Genomic DNA, 19,468 nt, shown 5'->3' on the forward strand with positions numbered 1-19,468 from the left:
AAAAGAGATGCCCCTGAAAACCTTTTCAAATACGTTCTAACAGGCCATGAAAACACATCTACAAAAAAAGTTCCGCTTGACCATGCAGCTGATGCTTTCGCTCATGCTGGTATTGGTTTTTCCCTCTTGCGAAGATCAACTGGAATCCACCTACACCTACCAAACCCAGGTGCCGGTATTCCTTCAGGTAAATAGCTTCCGGGAAGCTGATATCATCATCGAACCGGCCAAGCCGCTGGACAATCCGGGTAAAATCTACATTTTTGGTGATTACCTATTTATTTCCGAACCCGGGAAAGGAATCCATATTCTGGACAATTCCAACCCCGCCAGTCCCCGAAACCTGAATTTTATTAACATCCCGGGAACCGGAGACATGGCAATCAACGATAACATTCTCTATGCCGATAATTACGTAGACCTGCTGGCCTTTGATATTTCCGATCCGCAGGACATTGAAATGGTCAAAAGGGAAGAGGACGTATTTCCAAATATGTATTCCAATGAAGAAACCGGAACCATCGTCACCTATAAAGATACCCTGATCAGCTCTACCGATCCCCATATGACCTGGTCCAGCTGGGGTCGCCCTGCTTTCCGATCGGATTTTATGACCATGGAATCTGCGGCCTTTTCCAGTGATGCAGGAAGAGGCAGCGGTGGACAAAGTTACGGGCAGGGGGGGTCCATGGCACGATTTACCCTACTAGGAGGACACCTGTATACGGTGGATGATTACGACCTGCGGGTATTCAGTGTAGAAGAACCCACCGATCCGCAATACCTGAAAAACATCAACCTGGGCTGGGGCATTGAAACCATTTTCCCCTTCAAAGGAAAATTATTTATCGGTTCCATGACCGGCATGCACATTTACGATGCCAGCAATCCCTCCGATCCACAGAAAATGGCCGTTTACGAACATGTAACCTCCTGCGATCCGGTGGTGGTTAATGACGATTACGCATTCGTTACCTTACGGAGTGGTGCCCTTTGCCGCATGGGGGCCAATGAGCTACACGTATTAGACATAAAAGACCTATACAACCCCCAGTTGATCAAATCCTATCCCATGGATAACCCCCATGGACTAGGTCTTTCTGGAGATTATTTGTACCTTGCAGAAGGCGAGCACGGGTTAAAGAGTTTTAATGTCGCAGATGTCTTGGAGATCAGTGATAACCTTTTGGAGCACCTGAGGGATTTTACTGCCATAGACATTATCCCTGGACCCAAATCCCTGATAGTGATTGGCCCGGATGGCGTTTGTCAGTTTGACTACTCGGACCCGGAAAAATTAAAGAAATTAAGCTGTATCAATGTATCTTTTCGATAGATGAAGGTCATTTATACCATTTTTGCAGCGACCCTATATTTGGCCTGTCCTTCTAACAGCTGGGGACAGGCCTTACCTTTTACCCATCATTCGGAAATGGGCGTACTCAGCGGTCGGGATGAGTTTGGCAGCCGAACCAATTTTACCTTCCAAACCTTCAACGGATTTCAACTTTCTGATCAGCATGCTTTTGGATTTGTGACCGGACTGGACCAATACGGCAGCCTGTCCGTGGTGCCCGTGGCCATGGGCTGGCGGGCGGTTTTAAACCCGGAAGACACCTGGCAGCTTTATGGGGGTGTGGATCTGGGATTCGGCTCCACCCTGCTGGAGCCCACGGTGGTCACCGAGTGGAACGAACACCGCTGGCAGGAAGGCGGCTTTATGGGACAGGGCAGCATAGGGCTACGGCTAAAAACGAAAAGGGCCAACTTCTGGACCCTCAGTCTGGCCTACAAAAGACAAATATACCACCTGACCACCGGCAACCCGCGAGAACCCTCCCCTGACCCGAACCGTCCGGAGGACTGGAGCTATTACGCCAAAGACAAAATCACCTTTAATAATGTGGTGTACCGGTTGGGGTATTGGTTTTGAAAAATTGAAATTTGGTCACAAAAACAGGATTGCAAATCCTGGATATCTGTAGTTCGACATTTCAAATACCGAACAGCGGAGCTCCGCGGAATTTGTAATTCCATGGTTTAGATAAAGGGGATTTGTAATCCCCGGAAAGCTTCGTTATCAGGATACCTATTCCTGATCATCTCTGGGTTCGGGATTTCAAATCTCAAAAACACAAGGAATGCATCCAATTAACAATGCTCGAAAAAATCCCCCTGCCCCCTTTAAAGGGGGATTTCGCTCATGTCGGCTTTTATGTCTGCGCTCCTGACTGACACCTTCCATGCCCGGGTATCACCCTACTTGAGGCATTTGAAATGCCCGCATGATCTTTACAAAGTACCATTCTCCGAAAAAACTTTTTGCTTGTACTTCCTTAGTGTTCTCTCCAACCCGCTCCCCGGAATTTGTAATTCCATGGTTCAGCGAAAGGGAATTTATAATCCGCTGAAAGATATTGTTTCATAATCGCAAATCCTGTTCATCCGCGGCTTTTGCACTACCCCCTTATTTCCCTTCGCATAAACAGGTAATACGAAGCCGCAAAACACATCGTCGTAGCAGCGATCAGGCCACTGAGCTGCGGCCATACGATCATCAGACTGTCCCGCAACGGAAGCGGTGAAGGGATGGCACCGGCCATCTGTTCCATTGTGATTGGTCCCAGGCTCCTTACCGAGGGCATCAACAATGTGGTGGTCGCATCGGTAAAAAGCTGACTGGGCGAGAGCCGCAACAGATTCAAAACCTGCCGGTTGTAACGCATCACATCCGTTTCTGAAAATTCATTGGCGGCCGGAACAATCAGGTCAATAATAATTTGATAGAATACCGTGAAAAACAGCCAAATACCGATCGCCGTTAATGCGGAGGTGGAAGCCTGTTTGAAAAGGATCGACAATAAGATGGAAAGCCCCAGCCAAAATCCCACATACACCGTGCAAAGAATCGTAAAACCAACGATTCTAAACACTTCCTCTGCCTCGATGAGCACTCCGGTGATTAGGATGCCCCCACCGATCATCAGTAAAGAGAGCGTCAGCAATAAGCTCCCGACAAGTGTCAGCGCACTGACAAATTTCGACAAGAGCAAATTATCCCGGTACACGGGCTGCGCCATGATACGGGTCAAGGTTCCATTTTGCTGTTCGGAGTTGATTGCATCAAAACCAAGACTGATACCCACGATGGGGCCCAGGAAATTCAGAAACACATGGAACGGTGGCAGGGTGCCTTCGGTGGTGGTAAGCAATTTCAGGTACAAGAAAAACCGGTCCGGGTCCTTTACATTGTTCACCACCTCGCGTATATTACTCAGGGCCACCGATATGCTGCCCCAGAATGTCAGGAGAATGAGCAGCAACAGCACCAAAAACCGCCAGCTACGAATATGACCTGCTATTTCTTTTCGTACCATCACCCAAAAAGGATGGGGACGAGTTTCATTATTGGTAGAAGAATGACTTTCAAATAGATCCCTGATTGCTTTCATTGATCTTTTATTAAGTTAGGTTTTTCTCAAAATACTTTTCGTAAATTTCCTCCAATCCATACTCCTTCTTCTGGACACCGGAAACGTCATAGCCTTTGTGTACAAAGAACCGAACGATATCGGGGGTCAGGTCTTTACTGCTCGTTATCCCGATAAGTTGATCTTGTACCCTGACACCTTGGACAGCCTCCAGTTGGAGCATTTCCGCCTCATCCTTCCAGGGAAGGTCGATAACATTTGCCAGGCTGACATGGATCTCGTACGATTTTTCAGCAAAAATCCGATTGGAAAGCGTATCGATGGTGCCTTCTGCCAGCAGTTCTCCTTTGACAAAGATGCCTACGCGGTCACAAACTTGTTGCACTTGGTGAAGGTGGTGGGAGGAAAGCAATACGGTAAGTCCCTTCTCACGGCTCAACCGCAAAATGAGCGATAAGAACTCCTTCACCCCGCTTGGGTCGATCCCCAAGGTAGGTTCATCCAAAATAATGACCTTCGGATCTTTGATCAGCACTTCTGCCAGTCCCAGGCGCTGCTTCATTCCCCTGGAATACGCCCCCGTCTTTTTGTGGACGGGCTCTCCGGACAGTCCTACCAGTTCCAGTGTGGCAAGAGCCCGCTCCTCCACTTCGGAGCGTGGGATCCCGTTCAGTTCCCCCACGTACATGAGGTTTTCGAGAGCGGTCATTGTATCGTAAAAGCCGACACTATCCGGCATGTAACCTACAAGCCGCTTGACCGATAGGGGATCCTTGGTGGCATTAAATCCGCAAACACGGGCCGTGCCGGCACTGGGCTCCGTCAGCCCCATCATCATAAGGATGGTCGTCGTCTTTCCGGCTCCATTGGGGCCCAGTAAACCAAATATCTCGCCCTTGTTTACCGTAAGATCCAATTCATTCACTGCTTTGAAGTCGCCATACGACTTTGTCAGGCGCTTCAACTCTATGATTGGGTTAGTCATAACGTTGATTATCTCCTACCAAATTTTCGAATGAGGTAAAAAACAAAACCGATCGCCAATAAAATCACCAGTATACCCACCCAGCCAGACAACATGGAGGTTTTGACCGTTATTCTATAGGTGGCGGTACTGGTACTTGAGGCATTTTTGGCGGTAAACTTACTGACATAATCCCCTGCCAGGGTTTTATCGGGAACGGACAGGCTTGCGATCACATCCACACTCTTTCCGGGATCCAACTGCTGGATTTCGGAAGGAGAAAAGGTGGCCTGCCAATTGCGCGGGTTCTGGGAAGAAAAGGTAATGTCATTCAAGGCAAGCGAGCCTGTGTTTTTCACCTGAAGGAGTATTTCGGCCTTTTCGCCCTCGGTTATTTCACCACTCAGGCGCCCCGAAGGAGTGGTAAGCTCCAATTCATAGGATCCTTCCACCACCGCCTCCAGCTCAAGGGAAAGTGTCTCATCCGCTGCACTGGCCTGCAAAGGTATGGCGTACTTGGACGGTTCTGCCCCGTAGGCCGGTCGTATTTCAACGGTGAGGCTTTCCGTTTTCCCGGGCTCCACGTTTAGCGACGTGACCTGGCTGCCTCTCGCCTTGAACGCCACCCGCCAGCCTTCAGGCATCTCTGCCTCTAATTCATACACCCTGGCTTGTGCGGAACTGTTTTTCAGCGTGGCCTGGTAGCGAAAGGTTTCATTGACCGGGGCTTCGATATTAAGGAGACTTGCAGTAAACGAAGACCCGTCGTCGGATTCCTGTGCTGGGGCTTTTAAGGGAAGCAGGGATACAAAAACAATAATCAATGAAGCGAACAAACAATCCATGCCCCGCTTGGAGCCCTTTTTGTTAAAATTACCTACTGTGTTCATATAAATAAGTGAAATTATGAATTAAACTACTAACGTAAAATCCTACCCTATTTACCTTGAGATAACTTCAAGAATTGCGATAACAATTTTATGTGAGAAGCAGAATTTACACAAGACCCCAGTCAAGAAATTAACATTTTTTAACAAAACCTCACCCAACCAAATCATCTATAACCGTCCTTGTAACCGAAGCGAAGCAATCTGATCCCGAGCGGGAACCAAAGTCATCCGTAGAAAGCAAATAGAAAACGAGTAGCGCAAACGGGAACCGACAGACTGCCGCCGGTGCGAGGAGTGATGCGATCATCTTTTGTCCCAAAACGCACCCTCTCAGTAACGCCAGGACCCGTCATTGCGAGCCCGCGAAGCAATCTGACTCGGAGCGGGAACCAAAGTCCTCCCTAAAAAGCAAATAGAAAACAAGTAGCGCAAACTTGCTCCGACAGACTGCCACGGGTGCGAGGAGTGATGCGATCATCTTTTATCCAAAACGAACGCTCCCAGTGACGCCAGGACCCGTCATTGCGAGCCCGCGAAGCAATCTGATTCAGAGCGGGAACCAAAGTCATCCGTAGAAAACAAATAGAAAACGAATGGCGCAAACGGGAACCTACGGACTGCCGCAGGTGCCCGAGCGACATGTCCACATCATCAAATCACCACATCATCAAATCATCACATCACCCAATCATCCCTCGAAATCAAGGAAAATAAAAGCCACTGGGGCCCCTACCAGCGGGCATTTGGTCTATCAACTCTCCGGCTGAATTGACACGTAGTACCGAGCCGTTTCCCTGCCAGCCGGCATGCTCCCCTATAAAAAGGGTTTGCGTTGCCTCATCGTATCCCAACCCGTAGAAATTATTTCCCGAATAAAAACGCTCCTCCGAAACCGTTCCAGTGCTCAGAGACAGCTTCACTACCACATCTTCCTCAGCCTGGTTGCTAATGACAAACAGTTCGCCGCTATCGGTAAGGGCAAAATTGCCATTATAAATGCTGTTGGCTACGCCAAAAGTATGTGTTTCCTCCGCCTCAAAACTTACCGGATCCAGTCGGTGCACGTAGACGTTTTCGGCATCGTTGGCATACAGGTAGGATTGGTTGGCATAATCAAAGAAATAAAACGGGGTGCCGCTTACCGATACCGTCTTTTCCACGGATTCATTTTCTGGGTTTAGGACCGAAACCAGCTGTTCCTGCTGGCAGGCCACCAAAATCCGGTTTCCGAGCAGAGCCATTCCTTCCGGTCGGGAGGAAATAGCGATTTTATTGGTAATCGAACCGCCCTCCAGGCCATCCACCACCGCAATAAACGAATCCGGATTATTCCAGGAATCGTCATAGGCACCCCAATCGCTGATAAATAATTTCCCGTCCGTAGCCACCAGGGACCGTGAATTGAGCAGCTCCCCTTCTACCGCTCCCACGCTCATAAAATCCGATGATCGGACGATTTCCACCTTGCCGGTATTGGCCACCAGGTAACTGTACTCATCAAAAACACGCATGTTTTGGATCAATCCGGCAAAGGGCCTGCCATTGGCTTTTTCAAAGATATTTTCCTCCAACTCCCCGGAATCTTCATCAAAATGAAAGATCTCTCCATCATTAGCTCCAAAAGCCCCTTCATTGATGACCAGCACCCCTTCCTCATAGGCACCACGAGGCAATTCCACCGGATCCGTTCCACAGGATACTAAAAGCGCAAAAAATAGGATTTTACAAGCGAACTTCATTCTTTTCATAAGTCTAGATGTATATTAAATTGAACATTTCTTCCAGGCATGGGCCGTAGCCGAAGTATCTGATAATCGGTATCCCAAATATTATTTACCTGCAACCCAACCGTTCCGCTCACCCATTCCTTCCAGGCAAAATCATGGGACATACCCGCTCCCCAAAGCGAATAGGCAGGCAGCACGGTTCGATTATCGGATGTGACAAAGCGTTCGCCGGTGTATTGTCCCGAAACAAATCCGGAAAACCGGTCCTTCTTAACGTTCCAGCGCATTTGCAATTTGTGGCGGGGAACGTAAGGCAGTTGTTTGCCCAGGTCCACCTCATTTCCTGATGCCACGCTGCGATTGCTGGTATGGGTCCAGGCATAATCCGCCTCCCAACCCAAGTTCCAGGATCCCAGCTTTAGCTCCCATTCCATAAAATACTCCAGCCCCTTACTGACTACCTTGCGTACATTTTTTGGTGTCCAATAGGATTCCTCCGGAAGCCAGATGATCCAATTATCCACACTCATATGAAACAGGGAAAGCCGATTGCAAACCTGCACAATATTGTTGCTGAAACGCTGGTCCATGCCCAGTTCCTTGCTCCAGCTTTGCTCGGAAGCAAGGTCCGGATTTCCCCCGGGCACCCAAAACCGGTCATTCAAGGTCGGTACCTTGAACCCTTTGGATGCATTTCCCGTCAACTCCCATTGCTGGACCGGGTTTTTAAAAAACGTCCATGAAACTCCTAATCCCGGCGTAAAGGGAACGAGCTGTCCCTCATGCAGCATTTGTCTCAATTGTAAGGAAAACCCCAGGTTATCCAGGGGTTTGTAATTCGTCGCCTGATACAATTCCATGCGCTGTTCGGAATGGGAATAGGTCGACAGCTCACCCTGAATATGGGTATACCGGACTCCCGTGCGGCTTTGCCAATGCTCCGAAGGTTCCCAGTCCACTTCTGCAGCCAGTAACGCCTGTAGTGTAAGGTTCAGGTCCCCATTAAATTCCATACGATCTCGTACCAAGCCCGACTTGATATTCCAGGTAGCTTTCGGACCGTTTTTGATATAGTCCAGCACCGTCCGGAAATTCACATCTTTTTGGGTATCCCTACCCGATGAGCCCAGGACGGGTTGAATCTCTCGCTGTATTTCCCCCAACCAAAGGGATGCCTGCAGCACCTGACCTTTTCCCAGGTCGGCCCGCAAATCCTGCACCCAGCCCCGTTGGTTGACGGCCGCATGGTCCTGGTACCGGATGGGTGTACCCGGGCTGGCCCAATCGGTATACGGGAACCTGTTTTCCAGCGCGTTTCGATACAGGCTGGTTCGAAAAGATATGGATTGAATACGCTGTTGGTGACTTATTTCCTGGCGCCAGTTACCAAAACTCCCCAATTGGGTGCTGAGGCTGGTGCTTGTTTTTTGGTTTACCGGCAGGGAAGTGGAGAGATGGACGGCTCCTCCAATGGCATCCGTCCCGTACAGCGCGCCAGCACTTCCGTAGTGAATGTCTACCTGATCCATGCCCGCCATGGGGAAGATGGAATAATCAGCCTGCCCCAGGGAGGGGCTATTGACCGGCAGCCCGTTCCAAAACAAGGCATTGTGCCCGGCGGAGGTACCTCTCATGCTCAGGGAAGCGGTCATTCCCGGCCCGTAGGAGCGGATAAAAAGCCCGGTGCGCTCCTGCAGAAGGTCAGCCAGGGAACGTGCCGCAGGTCCTTCCGCCTCAGATAGACCAAGGGTACGGACTCGTTGCCCGAAAGCGTAAGTACTCATCGGTACCGCAGCCACCTCCACGGGGTCCAAATCCACCGTATCCCGGAGCAGCTCCTGCGAAAAAGCTCCTACCGGTAGCAGTAGCCATATAATCGCCAGGATTGGAACGCCTATTTTTTCTACTGCCATGGTGCCATCGGTTTCTTTCGAATCCGGATAGAAATGGCTAGAGAATACAGGTTATACCTTGGATACACCAACGCTTTGCTTTTGCCGGAAAACAACCCGGCCAAGCCTGGAGTAACAGAAATGGTGATTTATAAAACCCTACTTCTCCGCCTTTCTCCCGAAAGCGTTGAATACTACAAAAAATGGCAGGTCTCCTGACTTCCCTTAGTTGTTCCGCCTTCTCGTCCTAAAAAAAGACAATGGCTGAGGATGAACAATTCCTCTTGCCGGAATCCGGCAAGTGGCATGGGTTACAGTTGCGGGGACAGCTCCGGATTTTCACCGGATTCCCTATTAATCCCGAGAGCCTGGTACAGGATCGGGAACCATTAATCGAGGCAAACATACGGGAAAATCCGCATTCAAAAAATTTTTGCCAAAAATTAGCTATTGGATTTGGAGGGCACAATGGTTTACTTTGGATTTCAAATTAATTCCAAAATGCAGCAATACTTTCCAGGATTTCGCTTTCTATGGGCCAATGCCTTGCTTCTGGCTGCTTGCTTTTCCTGTGATCCTAAAGGACATCATTCTGAAACCCATGAGATGAAAAGCATGGAGGAAATTCCCTTGGCTTACGCGCAGGGATTTTCTATTTTCAAGGTAGCTTCCGGGTACTTGCTTGAAATTCACCCTGAACAGGGGCAAACCGACCGCTTTCTAATTCAGGATCCTTCAAAATCGTCCGACAAGGCGTTGGCGGGATTAAGCGGAACCATTCCCATGGGGAGCAAAAAAATCATTCTCACGGCTACCACCCAAATCCCCCACCTAAGCTACCTGGATGCAGCCGATCGCCTGATGGCATTTCCCAACCTGGACCTGATCTCCTCACCGGAAGTGCGACGAAAAATCGCTAGCGGCGAAGTAACGGAACTGGGAACGGGTCCCTCTCCCGATTTGGAACGAATCATCTCAACGGAACCGGATTGGGTAATGGTTTCCGGATTTGGTGAGGTCTTGAACCTGGCAGAGCGCCTGAATGCAGCAAAAATCCCGGTGGTCGTAAATAACGATTTTTTAGAGGCTCATCCCTTAGGCAAGGCTGAATGGATCAAGGCCACGGGCGTACTTTTAGGAAAGATAAAAGAAGCCGACAGTATATTTTCGCACATTGCATCCAGTTACCAGTCGGCTAGTCAAATTACAGGCTCCCTTCCTATGGAAGATCGGCCAACCGTTCTCTCCGGGACCTTATACAAAGATGTCTGGTACGCTCCAGGGAAGGACAGTTGGGTAGCCCGACTGATTGGGGATGCCGGGGGTAATTACCTATTTCAGCATTTGGAGGGTAAGGGAAGTTTGTCGTTGAATTACGAATACGTGCTGGAGAAAGCCCGGGAAGCCGGGTTGTGGATTGGAGCAGCGGACCATGCCTCCCTGAAGCAAATGGGCGAACAGAATCCGAAATACAGAAATTTTCAGGCTTTTCAGGAAAATGAGGTATACACCTATACCCTTAAAAAAGGCGAAACCGGTGGATTGATGTATTTTGAAGAGGGATACCTGCGACCGGATTGGGTTCTGTGGGATATGATCAAAATTATACATCCCGAAAAAGCCCGGGACCATGATTTTCACTATTTTCAAAAGCTGGATGAATAAGTTCCAATCCCAACGGCTGTTAATTGTGCTACTCCTATGTGTCATCCTTTGGCTGGTAAACCTGAGTCTGGGAAGTGTTCAGATACCTCTGAAATCCTTGCTTGGACGGATTGCCGGTATTCCATTTCCCCAACCCAGCTGGGAAATAATCCTGATGGAATACCGCTTACCAAAATCCCTGACAGTCTTGTTGGCAGGGATAGGTCTTTCGCTGAGTGGCCTGCAAATGCAAACCTTTTTTCGAAATCCGCTGGCCGGACCCTATGTACTTGGAATTAGTTCGGGGGCCGGTTTGGGGGTGGCTTTGCTCACCATGGCAGGAACCGCTTTTGGTTGGCAGATACTGGATAATCCAGGCAATAGCTGGTCACTAGTAGGTGCCGCCAGTGCGGGTGCTATGGGCGTGCTGGTACTGATGGGTCTGGCTGCCTGGAAGGTAAAGGATAGCATGACGTTGTTAATCGTGGGGTTGATGTTTGGAAGTGCCACTTCCTCCGTGATTACATTACTGGCCTATTTTAGCGCAGCTGAGGAGTTGAAACTATTTACGATTTGGTCCATGGGGAACTTGGGCAATACCGGGTGGAGTGATCTGGGGTATTTGGCAGGTGCCGTGGTGTTGGGACTTATTCCTGCCCTGGTCGCCATCAAATCCTACAACGCCATGCTTTTGGGTGAAACGTATGCGGTGAGCATGGGCATCAATTTCCAAAAGTTGAGGTGGACCATGATCCTCAGTACTGGGATCCTTACCGGAAGTATTACGGCGTTCTGCGGTCCTATCGCCTTTATCGGAATTGCTGTTCCTCATCTGGCCAGACTGCTATTCCGTACCCAAAGCCATTCCGTACTGTTCCCGGCCACTGCCGGCGTAGGTGTTTTGATCCTCCTGGCATGCGATACCATTAGCCAGTTGCCGGGTATGGCTACCAGCCTTCCCATCAATGCGGTCACCACTGCTTTTGGGGCTCCCCTGATCATATGGATGATCATGAAAAGAAGTTTTAGCGAGGAATTTTAAGGTTGCAGCAATGGATAATCCAGAAAACAGGCAAGACGAAAAAGAGGGATTTGTTCGGGCAAAAAACTTGGAGCTGGGCTACCGCTCAGGGGTGGAAACTCAGGGAGTGGCCTCCGGTGTCAGTTTTTCTCTTTTCAGAAAGGAACTTACCTGCCTAATGGGACCCAATGGGGTGGGCAAGTCCACCTTGCTCAAAGCCATTATGCACCAGCATCCTCCGTTAAAAGGAGAAGTCTGGCTCGGCAATGCCCCCGCTTCCCACCTTTCCGAAAAAGAGCGGGCAAAAAGAGTGGCCGTAGTCCTGACAGAAAAAATCCCAACCGGTCTGCTTACTGTACGGGATTTGGTCGCCCTGGGGAGGATTCCCCATACCGGCTGGTGGGGGCAGCTGAGCCCGGTGGATCAGGCCAAAATAAACGAAGTAATGGCGCTTACTTCCATCAGCCATCTGGCACATAAAACCGTATCAGCCCTGAGCGATGGTCAGCGCCAAACGGCACTAATTGCCCGTGCCCTGGCACAAGACAGCCCCATTATGGTGTTGGACGAGCCTACGGCACATCTGGATCTCAGCAATCGGTTTGAGATCATGTACCTGCTGCGCGACCTGGCCCGAAAAGCTTCCAAAGCCATTTTGGTAGTCACCCATGATCTGGAGGTAGCATTGGAAACGGCCGATAAACTCTGGCTGATGGACGCCCGTCAACCACTGCTGACCGGCAGTCCGGAAGACCTGATGATTAGCGGGGGCATCCAACGGCTATTGCCTGGAGAAAAATGGCGGGTAGATGCTGCTTCGGGAAAGATTATCCGAAATACGACGCCACTTCCCTGCCAAATAGAAGGCCCGGAACCCATGGTGAGCTGGGTTAAAAATGCCCTTCGAAAAAACCCTGAACTAAACTTGCCGGAGGCCATTTTCCTTACCGAAACCCCCTTTGCAATCAAGGCTACTTTTTCTCAGCACCAGCAGACTTTTGACAGCATTTCCGAAATGATCCGATTCCTTCAGAATCAGTTAAAACCAGAAAATTTCTTTTTGAAATAAAATTTTTTATTTAAATTGATTACCAGTTTTTTATAGGAGTCGAAATCGATAATATTCTATTATTATATTAAAAATACACCTAAATACTTCTAAAATAATTGTAGAATAAAATCAATAAAATATGGTGTAAAATAAATCTCATTAATTCATTATTGGATTTAATAAGTTTCAATAAACCCAATCAACCATGTCCAAATTTCTAAAAATACTAACCTTACTGGTATCCTTTCTGGTCCTGTTGATCATCGCAGGTGTGTTGTACATTTCAATGGGCCTACCAAACGTGGGGCCTGCCCCAGAAAATTATGAGGTAGTTAGCAGCCCTGAAAAAATAGCCCGGGGAAAATACCTTGCCAACCACGTCATGCTTTGTATCGATTGTCACTCCCAAAGGGACTTCAGCTTGTTTAGTGCGCCCCCCATACCCGGAACGGAAGCCAAAGGGGGCGAACGCTTTGACCATAGTATGGGCTTCCCGGGTGTATTTATCTCTCCCAACATTACTCCGGCTGGAATTGGGGATTATACCGATGGAGAGCTGTTTAGACTGATTACCACAGGAGTCAAAAAAGACGGCGACCCCATTTTTCCAGTGATGCCGTACACCAGTTATGGCAAGATGGATGCGGAAGACATAGAAGCTGTCATTGCCTACATCCGCAGCCTGGAGCCCTCCCCTTCTGAAAATCAGCTTTCGAAAGCAGACTTTCCGGTAAATCTGATCATGCGTACCATGCCTGTAAAAGCCAAACTATCCAAAAAACCCGCTATTGAAGATGCTATCGCTTACGGTAAATACCTTACCACAGCATCCGCCTGTGCAGACTGCCATACCCAATTTGAAAACGGAGCCTATACCGGTGAGCCCCTTGCGGGAGGGCGGAAGTTTATGTTTCCTGATGGTAGTGTCCTGAGCTCCGCCAATCTTACTCCTCATGAAACGGGGCTAAAAAATTGGAGCAAATCTCAATTTATTGACCGGTTTAAAGCATACGAAAACAAGCAGAATATTAGGAAACTAAATCCCGGTGAAATGCAGACCATTATGCCCTGGGCCATGTATGCCGGTATGAACCGGGAAGACCTGGGTGCCATCTATGATTACCTGCAAAGCCTGGAACCAGTGGAAAATACGGTGATAAAGTTCATTGCCAGGGAAAAGTCATAAGCCTTTGATAGCTCCTCCGTCAATGGGTATACTTGTTCCAGTAATATAGGCGGCCTGAGGAGAAGCCAGAAAAGTCAGCAAATAACCGTATTCCTCCGGCTTACCAAACCGCTGGGCGGGAATGCTTGCTTTGCGTGCTTCCATTAGCTCTTCCAGGGATTTGTCACTGTTTTGCGCCTGATTTTCTGTCAATTCCCGGATTCGCTCCGTTTCAAATGCCCCGGTAAGGATGGAGTTCACCGTTACACCATAAGGAGCCACAGCATCGGCCAGGGTTTTGGCCCAGCTGACAATCGCGGTCCGGATACTGTTTGACAAAACCAAATTGGGCAAAGGTTCTTTGACCGAAACGGATGAAACATTAAGAATGCGTCCGAATCCGCGGGATTTCATCCCCGCCACTAGCAAGTGGCTTAGGTGATGGTACGTTTTAAACAAGAGATCGAAGGCCTCCTGGTATTCCTCAGTAGACTTTTGATCCACGTTTCCGGCAGTAGGCCCATTGGTGTTGTTAACCAGAATATCCACTTTTTTACCTTCAAAAAATTGCGTACTTCGCTGTTGGAAGTCGGGAAAATTACGATAATCCACTTCCAGGAAGTCATGCAGTTGTCCTTCTGGCTTGGGTAGCCCATCCAGGGCTGCCTTCAGCTTGGTTTCATTTCGAGCCATTAGTGTGACGGTAGCTCCCGAAGCCGCCAACTGACGGGCCGTGGCCAGTCCTAATCCGCGGGTAGCTCCGCCTACTACGGCATGGAGTCCTCTTAGGTCAATTTTCATAGGGTATGGTTTACAATCGGTTTGTGTTAACAAATGAAATCAATTCCTGAAAATAGCGTTTCCTGCCCAGTTGGACAAACCTATTTGCAGCGATGGGTAATATTCAACAAAACCTATAATTTTTATAGGGTATGTTGGGATAAAGTTTGAAATATTAATTATATTTGCCGTACTAATAATTGGCATGACATACGAGCAATTTAGCAGGTATTCCTTTTTGTTGGACAGGACCGCGAGGAAGGTCAAGCAGTATGCCCAACAAAAGTTCAAGTTAAAGGATTTTGACATCACGGTAGACCAATGGCTGGTCATGAAAAATCTGGACGAGAACGAAATGCTTAGCCAGACTGAATTGGCTCATCTGGTATTTAAGGACCACCCTACGTTGACACGAATTGTGGATATACTTTGCAAGAAAGGCTACGTGGAGCGGGTGCCGCACCCGCAAGACAGGAGGAGCTACCAGCTTCATCTGACAAAAGGTGGAAAGGACAAAGTGGCGGAATTAAAACCTCAAATTGCCCTGATCCGGCAAAAGGCCTGGGAAAACTTAAATGAAAGCGATTTTGAGGAATTTAAGCGCATTTTAAATACCATTTACGGCAATCTGGAGGAATAAAGACTAGGAAAATTTAAAATAGTTGTTATACTAATTATATTTGTACAAACATTTGAACCCAGGTAGGGTTCCACCATTAAAAACAATCAAGCTACACCATGATTACTACTGACATTTGCATTATAGGAGCAGGCCCGGTAGGCTTATTTGCCGTTTTTGAAGCAGGTTTATTGAAGATGCGCTGCCATTTGGTAGATGCCTTGCCACAGGTTGGCGGTCAGTTGTCGGAAATTTATCCACAAAAGCCCATTTACGATATCCCCGGCTATCCGGAGGTAAAAGCACAGGAGTTGGTAGATAATCTGATGGATCAAATCAAGCCTTTCAAACCCACTTTTTCTCTGGGCGAACGAATTGACCACCTCAGTAAGCAAGAGGATGGATCGTACACGTTGACCACGAATGATAAAACTCAGATCCATGCACAGGTAGTGGTGATTGCCGGAGGTTTGGGATGTTTTGAACCCAGAAAGCCGGTGTTGGAAAATCTGGAAACATTCGAAGGAAAAGGAGTGGCTTATATGGTCAAAAATCCGGAGCAATTTCGGGATAAAAAAGTAATTCTTGCGGGCGGGGGAGATTCTGCGCTAGACTGGGCTATTTACCTGTCCGATGTGGCCAAAAGGGTTACGCTGGTTCATCGAAATGAAACGTTCCGGGGAGCACCTGATTCTGCTGCCAAGGTTTTTGACCTGGCCAATCAGGGGAAAATCGATCTGATTCTTTCTGCGAACCTGAAGGAATTGGGCGGAAACGGACATCTTGCCTCTGTTTTTTTAGAAGACAAAGCCAAAAGTAAGATTAAAATTGAAACGGACTATCTGATACCGCTCTTTGGTCTCAGCCCCAAACTCGGACCCATCGCCGACTGGGGGCTTACCGTTGACCGAAATGCCATCGAAGTAGACACAAGGGATTATTCTACAGGGGTAGAGCGGATCTATGCCATCGGAGATATCAATACCTATCCTGGAAAACTAAAACTGATACTCTGTGGATTCCATGAGGCAGCCATCATGATGCAATCTGCTTTCAAATACGTTTACCCAGATCAAAAATTAAGTTTTAAATACACCACTGTTAACGGAGTCAATTCATTTTAATCGTATTTTTGCCAAATGGTAACATTCACCGTAGAAGATCACGATGGCAATCGCCAAAGCATAGAAGCCCCGGATGACATGGGGTTAAGCCTGATGGAAGTGTTGAAAGCTTCCGAGTATCCTGTACTAGCCACTTGTGGTGGCATGGCCCTGTGCGCCACCTGCCATATTGAAGTATTGGAGGGCAAAAACGGATTGGGAGAGGCCACCGATGTGGAATTGGATCAATTGGAGGCCCTGCCTGAATATTTCCCAACGAGTCGACTGGCCTGTCAGATCAGGATCTCTGAGGAACTGGATGGAGCCATCATTAAACTCAGAGGGGAAGACAATTAACAACTAGCAGGTGAATGGCATTTTTGTCATTCACCTTTTTTTACGAAGTGGGCGGGTTTTCCATCCATTTACCCACCACCTGCTTGAATTTTTTTTGCACTACCGGTTTGATTAGGTAATCGTCAAATTCGTAGGGTTTCCCGGCACTCGCTTTTTCCGGAAAGGCATTGGCCGTAAATCCAATCACCGGCACTTCTTTTCCGAAGGGCAGTTCCCGTATCGCCTGCAATAATTCATACCCATTCATCTCCGGCATGTGAACATCCGTGATCACGAGGTCGGGGTTTTGTTCTAAAAACAGGGCCAATGCCTCCTTGCCATTCTCAGCTTCCAACACCAGCGCCTCCGGAGACATTTTTTCCAGGAAAATTTTCACCAACATGCGGTTAATCGGATTGTCTTCGGCCACTAAAAGTTTAAAACGCTTTCCATATGTAGAGCTGCCTTCGTCAGAGTGTAGCCATTTATCCGGAGTATCGTAATCAGTATAAGGCTCTTTGCTAATCAACTGTCTCAATTTAGAGGGAGTTACCGGTTTATCCAGAATCAGCGCGCACCCGATTTCCCTATAGGATTGGATTAGGCTATCTTTATCATTCCCTCCGATCATGGCCACAAATGTCACTTTTCTTCCATGCTTTTCCGTCAGGCGAATCATCTGTTGCATGGCAGCAGGGCTGTTTTTTCCCATCAAGCGATTATTCATCAATACAAGATCAATTTCGGGGTCTTTTTCAAGGGCGAAAAAAGCATCGTTAATAGCTTGGGACCGGACCGCTTTTAATCCAACGTCTTCGCAATAACGGGCAATGACCTTACCTGACGAAGTGTTTCCGTCCAATACCAATACCTTGGAAATGGCTTTGATAACCACTTCCTCGATCCTATTTTCCTTTCTTTCAACTTCCATATCAAAGAAAAAAGTGCTTCCCATACCCGGCTCACTAACAAGCTGAATCCGACTATCCATCAGCGAGAGTAATTTATTGGAGATGGTCAGCCCAAGCCCCGTGCCTCCGAATTTTTTGGTGGTGGAAGAATCGGCCTGAGAAAAGGCATCAAATATCAATTGCTGCTTGTTTTCAGCGATCCCTATCCCACTGTCCTGCACGGCAAAGCGAAGCCTACCCCTGTTGCTTCGGGACTCCTCTTCCAGCCAGGAAACCCCTAAAATCACCTCCCCTTTATCTGTAAATTTCAACGCATTATTTAGCAGGTTAATCAATACCTGCTTGAGTTTAAGTTCGTCCGTTTCAATTTTCAAAGGAACGTTGGCTTCCAAATCCAGAATTAACTCCAGTCCCTTTTGGTGCGCCTGAAAGCTTAAAACATCGATGATTGTTTCGAGAAGGACATGAATATCCACCGTATTGAGGTTTAAGTCTATCTTTCCTGCTTCTATTTTGGCCAGGTCAAGAACATCATTAATGAGTTCTAGCAGGGCGGAAGCAGAAGATAGCGCGGTTTGGGCATATCTTTTTTGTTGCGCATTTAGCTGGGTATGGGTCAATAGCTCGGTGAATCCGATGACTCCGTTCAGGGGGGTTCGGATCTCATGGCTCATATTAGCCAAAAACTCACTTTTTGCCCGGTTGGCTTCTTCCGCCTGTACCCTCGCTTTTTCAATTTCCAATTGAAAATTTTTCTCCTGGGTAATATCCCGCAATACGAGCAAACTACCGACCTCATCTTTTCCATCCACCGACACAGTAGATTTGCTAAGCAAATACCAGTACGTATGCGATTCCCTTTCTCGTGTAAATTCCCTAATCCGATAAGCTTCCGGTGGACTGAGCAAACCGGCTATTTCCGGCCAGTTTTGCCTTATTTCAAATAAAGCCAACTTATGATGGACCTTTCCTATCCCAATGTGTTTTGCTGCAGATAGGTTTAACGTTACGAGCTCTCCCTGATTATCCAGGACCATCACGCCCTCCTGAAGGTTATCAAAAAGGGTTCGGTAAGCCACTGGTGCGATCCGAAACAAGTTGAATTTTTTAAGTCCCAAAAAAAAGAAAAATCCGGTGCCTAAAAATCCAATCGGGATGGGATCCAGTTGATAGGGAATTGCCCCCGTCAAATACCACAAATAAATGATAAGCGGGCTGCAAAGTCCTAAAACAACCATGATTACCTGCCTGGAATTTGCTATTGGTATTTCCGAAATTCGTTTAATCAATAGCCAAAGACTACTAAAAAGCAATAAGAGCGTATAGCCCTGGTGTATCCAGTAAAATAGGCCTTTTTGAGTTACCAAAACCGGAAATAAGGTTGCATCGGTAAGCGAAAAATTCCGGTAGAAGAGGTGATGCCATTCGGTAGTCCATACTAAAAGTAAGTTAACCAGTGGCAAAATCAAGAAGTAAAGCTGCTTTCTGGTGGTAATCCATTTTTCCATTCCAGTATAGACCAGGGTAAAAAAGTAGACCAGCGGGGCAAATGCCACAGCACCCAGGTACTGCACTTTGATCATGAGGATTTTGCCGGTTTTGGGCACCATCATCAATTCCAACACATAGGCAAAAGAATAGATAAAACAGGCCACCATTATCCAAAAGAAATAACTGGAAGCTTTTTCTGCGGTTTCCTTTCGAATAAAGAGTGGAAACAATAACGGGACTACCGCCACCGCCATCAATAAAAAAAACATGACATGGAAATGTAAAAACGAAAACATCACAAAAAGCGGTTCGAATTAAGAGGTAATATAGATGAATAAAAGCACTTTTGGTACTTTAGAAATATTATTTTATCAGAAAAATGGGCGTTAGATATCCGAATATAGTTTTTACATTATCAAAAAATGGGTATGTATCAATTTATT

The 19,468-nt window shown here is 47.7% G+C and carries 17 protein-coding genes and 1 riboswitch; of the genes, 10 read left to right on the forward strand and 7 right to left on the reverse strand.

The genetic code is table 11. The features are described from left to right. Positions 1-46: 46 nt before the first annotated feature. On the forward strand, positions 47-1,336 hold the full coding sequence (locus tag GJQ68_RS03710) for an LVIVD repeat-containing protein (protein WP_162415962.1): 1,290 nt from the start codon (positions 47-49) through the stop codon (positions 1,334-1,336). Further along, positions 1,337-1,933 carry a hypothetical protein gene (locus GJQ68_RS03715; RefSeq protein WP_162415963.1) on the forward strand — a complete coding sequence of 199 codons (597 nt, stop codon included), beginning with the start codon at positions 1,337-1,339 and terminating at the stop codon, positions 1,931-1,933. It abuts the gene before it with no gap. 526 nt (positions 1,934-2,459) lie between these two features. Here GJQ68_RS03715 and GJQ68_RS03720 read toward each other — a convergent pair. The 5 genes from GJQ68_RS03720 to GJQ68_RS03740 all read right to left on the reverse strand — a co-directional run bounded on the left by GJQ68_RS03720 (position 2,460) and on the right by GJQ68_RS03740 (position 8,925). Continuing rightward, positions 2,460-3,452, reverse strand: a complete 993-nt coding sequence (locus GJQ68_RS03720) for an ABC transporter permease subunit (RefSeq protein ID WP_162415964.1) — start codon at positions 3,450-3,452, stop codon at positions 2,460-2,462. Between the two features lie 10 nt (positions 3,453-3,462). After that, complete coding sequence (locus GJQ68_RS03725) at positions 3,463-4,416, reverse strand: ABC transporter ATP-binding protein (protein ID WP_162415965.1); 954 nt, start codon at positions 4,414-4,416, stop codon at positions 3,463-3,465. An 8-nt stretch (positions 4,417-4,424) separates the two neighbouring features. Beyond that, positions 4,425-5,285: a COG1470 family protein gene (locus tag GJQ68_RS03730; RefSeq protein ID WP_162415966.1), complete on the reverse strand. Its 861-nt coding sequence runs from the start codon at positions 5,283-5,285 to the stop codon at positions 4,425-4,427. Positions 5,286-5,986: 701 nt separating this feature from the next. Next, a complete protein-coding gene (locus GJQ68_RS03735) occupies positions 5,987-7,033 on the reverse strand; it encodes a YncE family protein (protein ID WP_162415967.1) in 1,047 nt (348 codons plus the stop codon). Continuing rightward, complete coding sequence (locus GJQ68_RS03740) at positions 7,030-8,925, reverse strand: TonB-dependent receptor (protein WP_162415968.1); 1,896 nt, start codon at positions 8,923-8,925, stop codon at positions 7,030-7,032. The genes GJQ68_RS03735 and GJQ68_RS03740 overlap by 4 nt, the downstream gene beginning before the upstream one ends. A gap of 33 nt (positions 8,926-8,958) precedes the next feature. On the opposite strand from GJQ68_RS03740, the gene GJQ68_RS03745 reads away from it, so the two are divergent. From GJQ68_RS03745 to GJQ68_RS03765, 5 genes are all read left to right on the forward strand, one after another. Further along, complete coding sequence (locus GJQ68_RS03745) at positions 8,959-9,123, forward strand: hypothetical protein (RefSeq protein ID WP_162415969.1); 165 nt, start codon at positions 8,959-8,961, stop codon at positions 9,121-9,123. Then, positions 9,093-9,310: riboswitch (cobalamin riboswitch) on the reverse strand. (Overlaps the previous gene by 31 nt.) 95 nt (positions 9,311-9,405) lie before the next feature. Next, positions 9,406-10,569, forward strand: a complete 1,164-nt coding sequence (locus tag GJQ68_RS03750) for an ABC transporter substrate-binding protein (RefSeq protein WP_162415970.1) — start codon at positions 9,406-9,408, stop codon at positions 10,567-10,569. Further along, a complete protein-coding gene (locus GJQ68_RS03755; RefSeq protein ID WP_162416207.1) occupies positions 10,562-11,590 on the forward strand; it encodes an iron chelate uptake ABC transporter family permease subunit in 1,029 nt (342 codons plus the stop codon). Before GJQ68_RS03750 ends, GJQ68_RS03755 begins: the two co-directional genes overlap by 8 nt. A gap of 10 nt (positions 11,591-11,600) precedes the next feature. Continuing rightward, a complete protein-coding gene (locus tag GJQ68_RS03760) occupies positions 11,601-12,638 on the forward strand; it encodes an ABC transporter ATP-binding protein (protein WP_162415971.1) in 1,038 nt (345 codons plus the stop codon). 187 nt (positions 12,639-12,825) lie between these two features. Further along, complete coding sequence (locus GJQ68_RS03765; RefSeq protein ID WP_162415972.1) at positions 12,826-13,806, forward strand: c-type cytochrome; 981 nt, start codon at positions 12,826-12,828, stop codon at positions 13,804-13,806. Here the strand turns inward: GJQ68_RS03765 and GJQ68_RS03770 are convergent. Beyond that, the gene (locus GJQ68_RS03770; RefSeq protein WP_162415973.1) at positions 13,801-14,586 is read right to left on the reverse strand and encodes an SDR family oxidoreductase; all 786 of its coding nucleotides are present in this window, start codon (positions 14,584-14,586) and stop codon (positions 13,801-13,803) included. The two genes, GJQ68_RS03765 and GJQ68_RS03770, sit on opposite strands and share 6 nt — an antisense overlap. A gap of 184 nt (positions 14,587-14,770) precedes the next feature. Between GJQ68_RS03770 and GJQ68_RS03775 the strand changes: the two genes are divergently transcribed. The 3 genes from GJQ68_RS03775 to GJQ68_RS03785 all read left to right on the forward strand — a co-directional run bounded on the left by GJQ68_RS03775 (position 14,771) and on the right by GJQ68_RS03785 (position 16,644). Then, on the forward strand, positions 14,771-15,205 hold the full coding sequence (locus GJQ68_RS03775; RefSeq protein ID WP_162415974.1) for a MarR family winged helix-turn-helix transcriptional regulator: 435 nt from the start codon (positions 14,771-14,773) through the stop codon (positions 15,203-15,205). Positions 15,206-15,303: 98 nt separating this feature from the next. Further along, positions 15,304-16,308, forward strand: coding sequence for an NAD(P)/FAD-dependent oxidoreductase (locus GJQ68_RS03780; RefSeq protein WP_162415975.1), 1,005 nt, complete (start codon positions 15,304-15,306; stop codon positions 16,306-16,308). A gap of 15 nt (positions 16,309-16,323) precedes the next feature. Further along, positions 16,324-16,644: a 2Fe-2S iron-sulfur cluster-binding protein gene (locus tag GJQ68_RS03785; RefSeq protein ID WP_162343603.1), complete on the forward strand. Its 321-nt coding sequence runs from the start codon at positions 16,324-16,326 to the stop codon at positions 16,642-16,644. A 40-nt stretch (positions 16,645-16,684) separates the two neighbouring features. On the opposite strand, the gene GJQ68_RS03790 is transcribed toward GJQ68_RS03785, so the two are convergent. Then, positions 16,685-19,294 carry a histidine kinase N-terminal 7TM domain-containing protein gene (locus GJQ68_RS03790; RefSeq protein ID WP_162415976.1) on the reverse strand — a complete coding sequence of 870 codons (2,610 nt, stop codon included), beginning with the start codon at positions 19,292-19,294 and terminating at the stop codon, positions 16,685-16,687. Between the last annotated feature and the right edge of the window lie 174 nt (positions 19,295-19,468).

The sequence above is a fragment of the Cyclobacterium roseum genome, assembly GCF_010119225.1.
GTDB classification, from domain to species: domain Bacteria; phylum Bacteroidota; class Bacteroidia; order Cytophagales; family Cyclobacteriaceae; genus Cyclobacterium; species Cyclobacterium roseum.

Excerpts from the sequence above, each read along its gene's own strand:
- GJQ68_RS03720 (WP_162415964.1), bottom strand. The coding sequence starts at position 3,452 with ATGAAAGCAATCAGGGATCTATTTGAAAGTCATTCTTCTACCAATAAT.
- GJQ68_RS03770 (WP_162415973.1), bottom strand. The coding sequence starts at position 14,586 with ATGAAAATTGACCTAAGAGGACTCCATGCCGTAGTAGGCGGAGCTACC.
- GJQ68_RS03715 (WP_162415963.1), top strand. The coding sequence starts at position 1,337 with ATGAAGGTCATTTATACCATTTTTGCAGCGACCCTATATTTGGCCTGT.
- GJQ68_RS03785 (WP_162343603.1), top strand. The coding sequence starts at position 16,324 with ATGGTAACATTCACCGTAGAAGATCACGATGGCAATCGCCAAAGCATA.
- GJQ68_RS03775 (WP_162415974.1), top strand. The coding sequence starts at position 14,771 with ATGACATACGAGCAATTTAGCAGGTATTCCTTTTTGTTGGACAGGACC.
- GJQ68_RS03735 (WP_162415967.1), bottom strand. The coding sequence starts at position 7,033 with ATGAAAAGAATGAAGTTCGCTTGTAAAATCCTATTTTTTGCGCTTTTA.
- GJQ68_RS03755 (WP_162416207.1), top strand. The coding sequence starts at position 10,562 with ATGAATAAGTTCCAATCCCAACGGCTGTTAATTGTGCTACTCCTATGT.
- GJQ68_RS03745 (WP_162415969.1), top strand. The coding sequence starts at position 8,959 with ATGGCTAGAGAATACAGGTTATACCTTGGATACACCAACGCTTTGCTT.
- GJQ68_RS03710 (WP_162415962.1), top strand. The coding sequence starts at position 47 with ATGAAAACACATCTACAAAAAAAGTTCCGCTTGACCATGCAGCTGATG.
- GJQ68_RS03765 (WP_162415972.1), top strand. The coding sequence starts at position 12,826 with ATGTCCAAATTTCTAAAAATACTAACCTTACTGGTATCCTTTCTGGTC.
- GJQ68_RS03730 (WP_162415966.1), bottom strand. The coding sequence starts at position 5,285 with ATGAACACAGTAGGTAATTTTAACAAAAAGGGCTCCAAGCGGGGCATG.
- GJQ68_RS03760 (WP_162415971.1), top strand. The coding sequence starts at position 11,601 with ATGGATAATCCAGAAAACAGGCAAGACGAAAAAGAGGGATTTGTTCGG.
- GJQ68_RS03780 (WP_162415975.1), top strand. The coding sequence starts at position 15,304 with ATGATTACTACTGACATTTGCATTATAGGAGCAGGCCCGGTAGGCTTA.
- GJQ68_RS03790 (WP_162415976.1), bottom strand. The coding sequence starts at position 19,294 with ATGTTTTTTTTATTGATGGCGGTGGCGGTAGTCCCGTTATTGTTTCCA.
- GJQ68_RS03750 (WP_162415970.1), top strand. The coding sequence starts at position 9,406 with ATGCAGCAATACTTTCCAGGATTTCGCTTTCTATGGGCCAATGCCTTG.
- GJQ68_RS03725 (WP_162415965.1), bottom strand. The coding sequence starts at position 4,416 with ATGACTAACCCAATCATAGAGTTGAAGCGCCTGACAAAGTCGTATGGC.
- GJQ68_RS03740 (WP_162415968.1), bottom strand. The coding sequence starts at position 8,925 with ATGGCAGTAGAAAAAATAGGCGTTCCAATCCTGGCGATTATATGGCTA.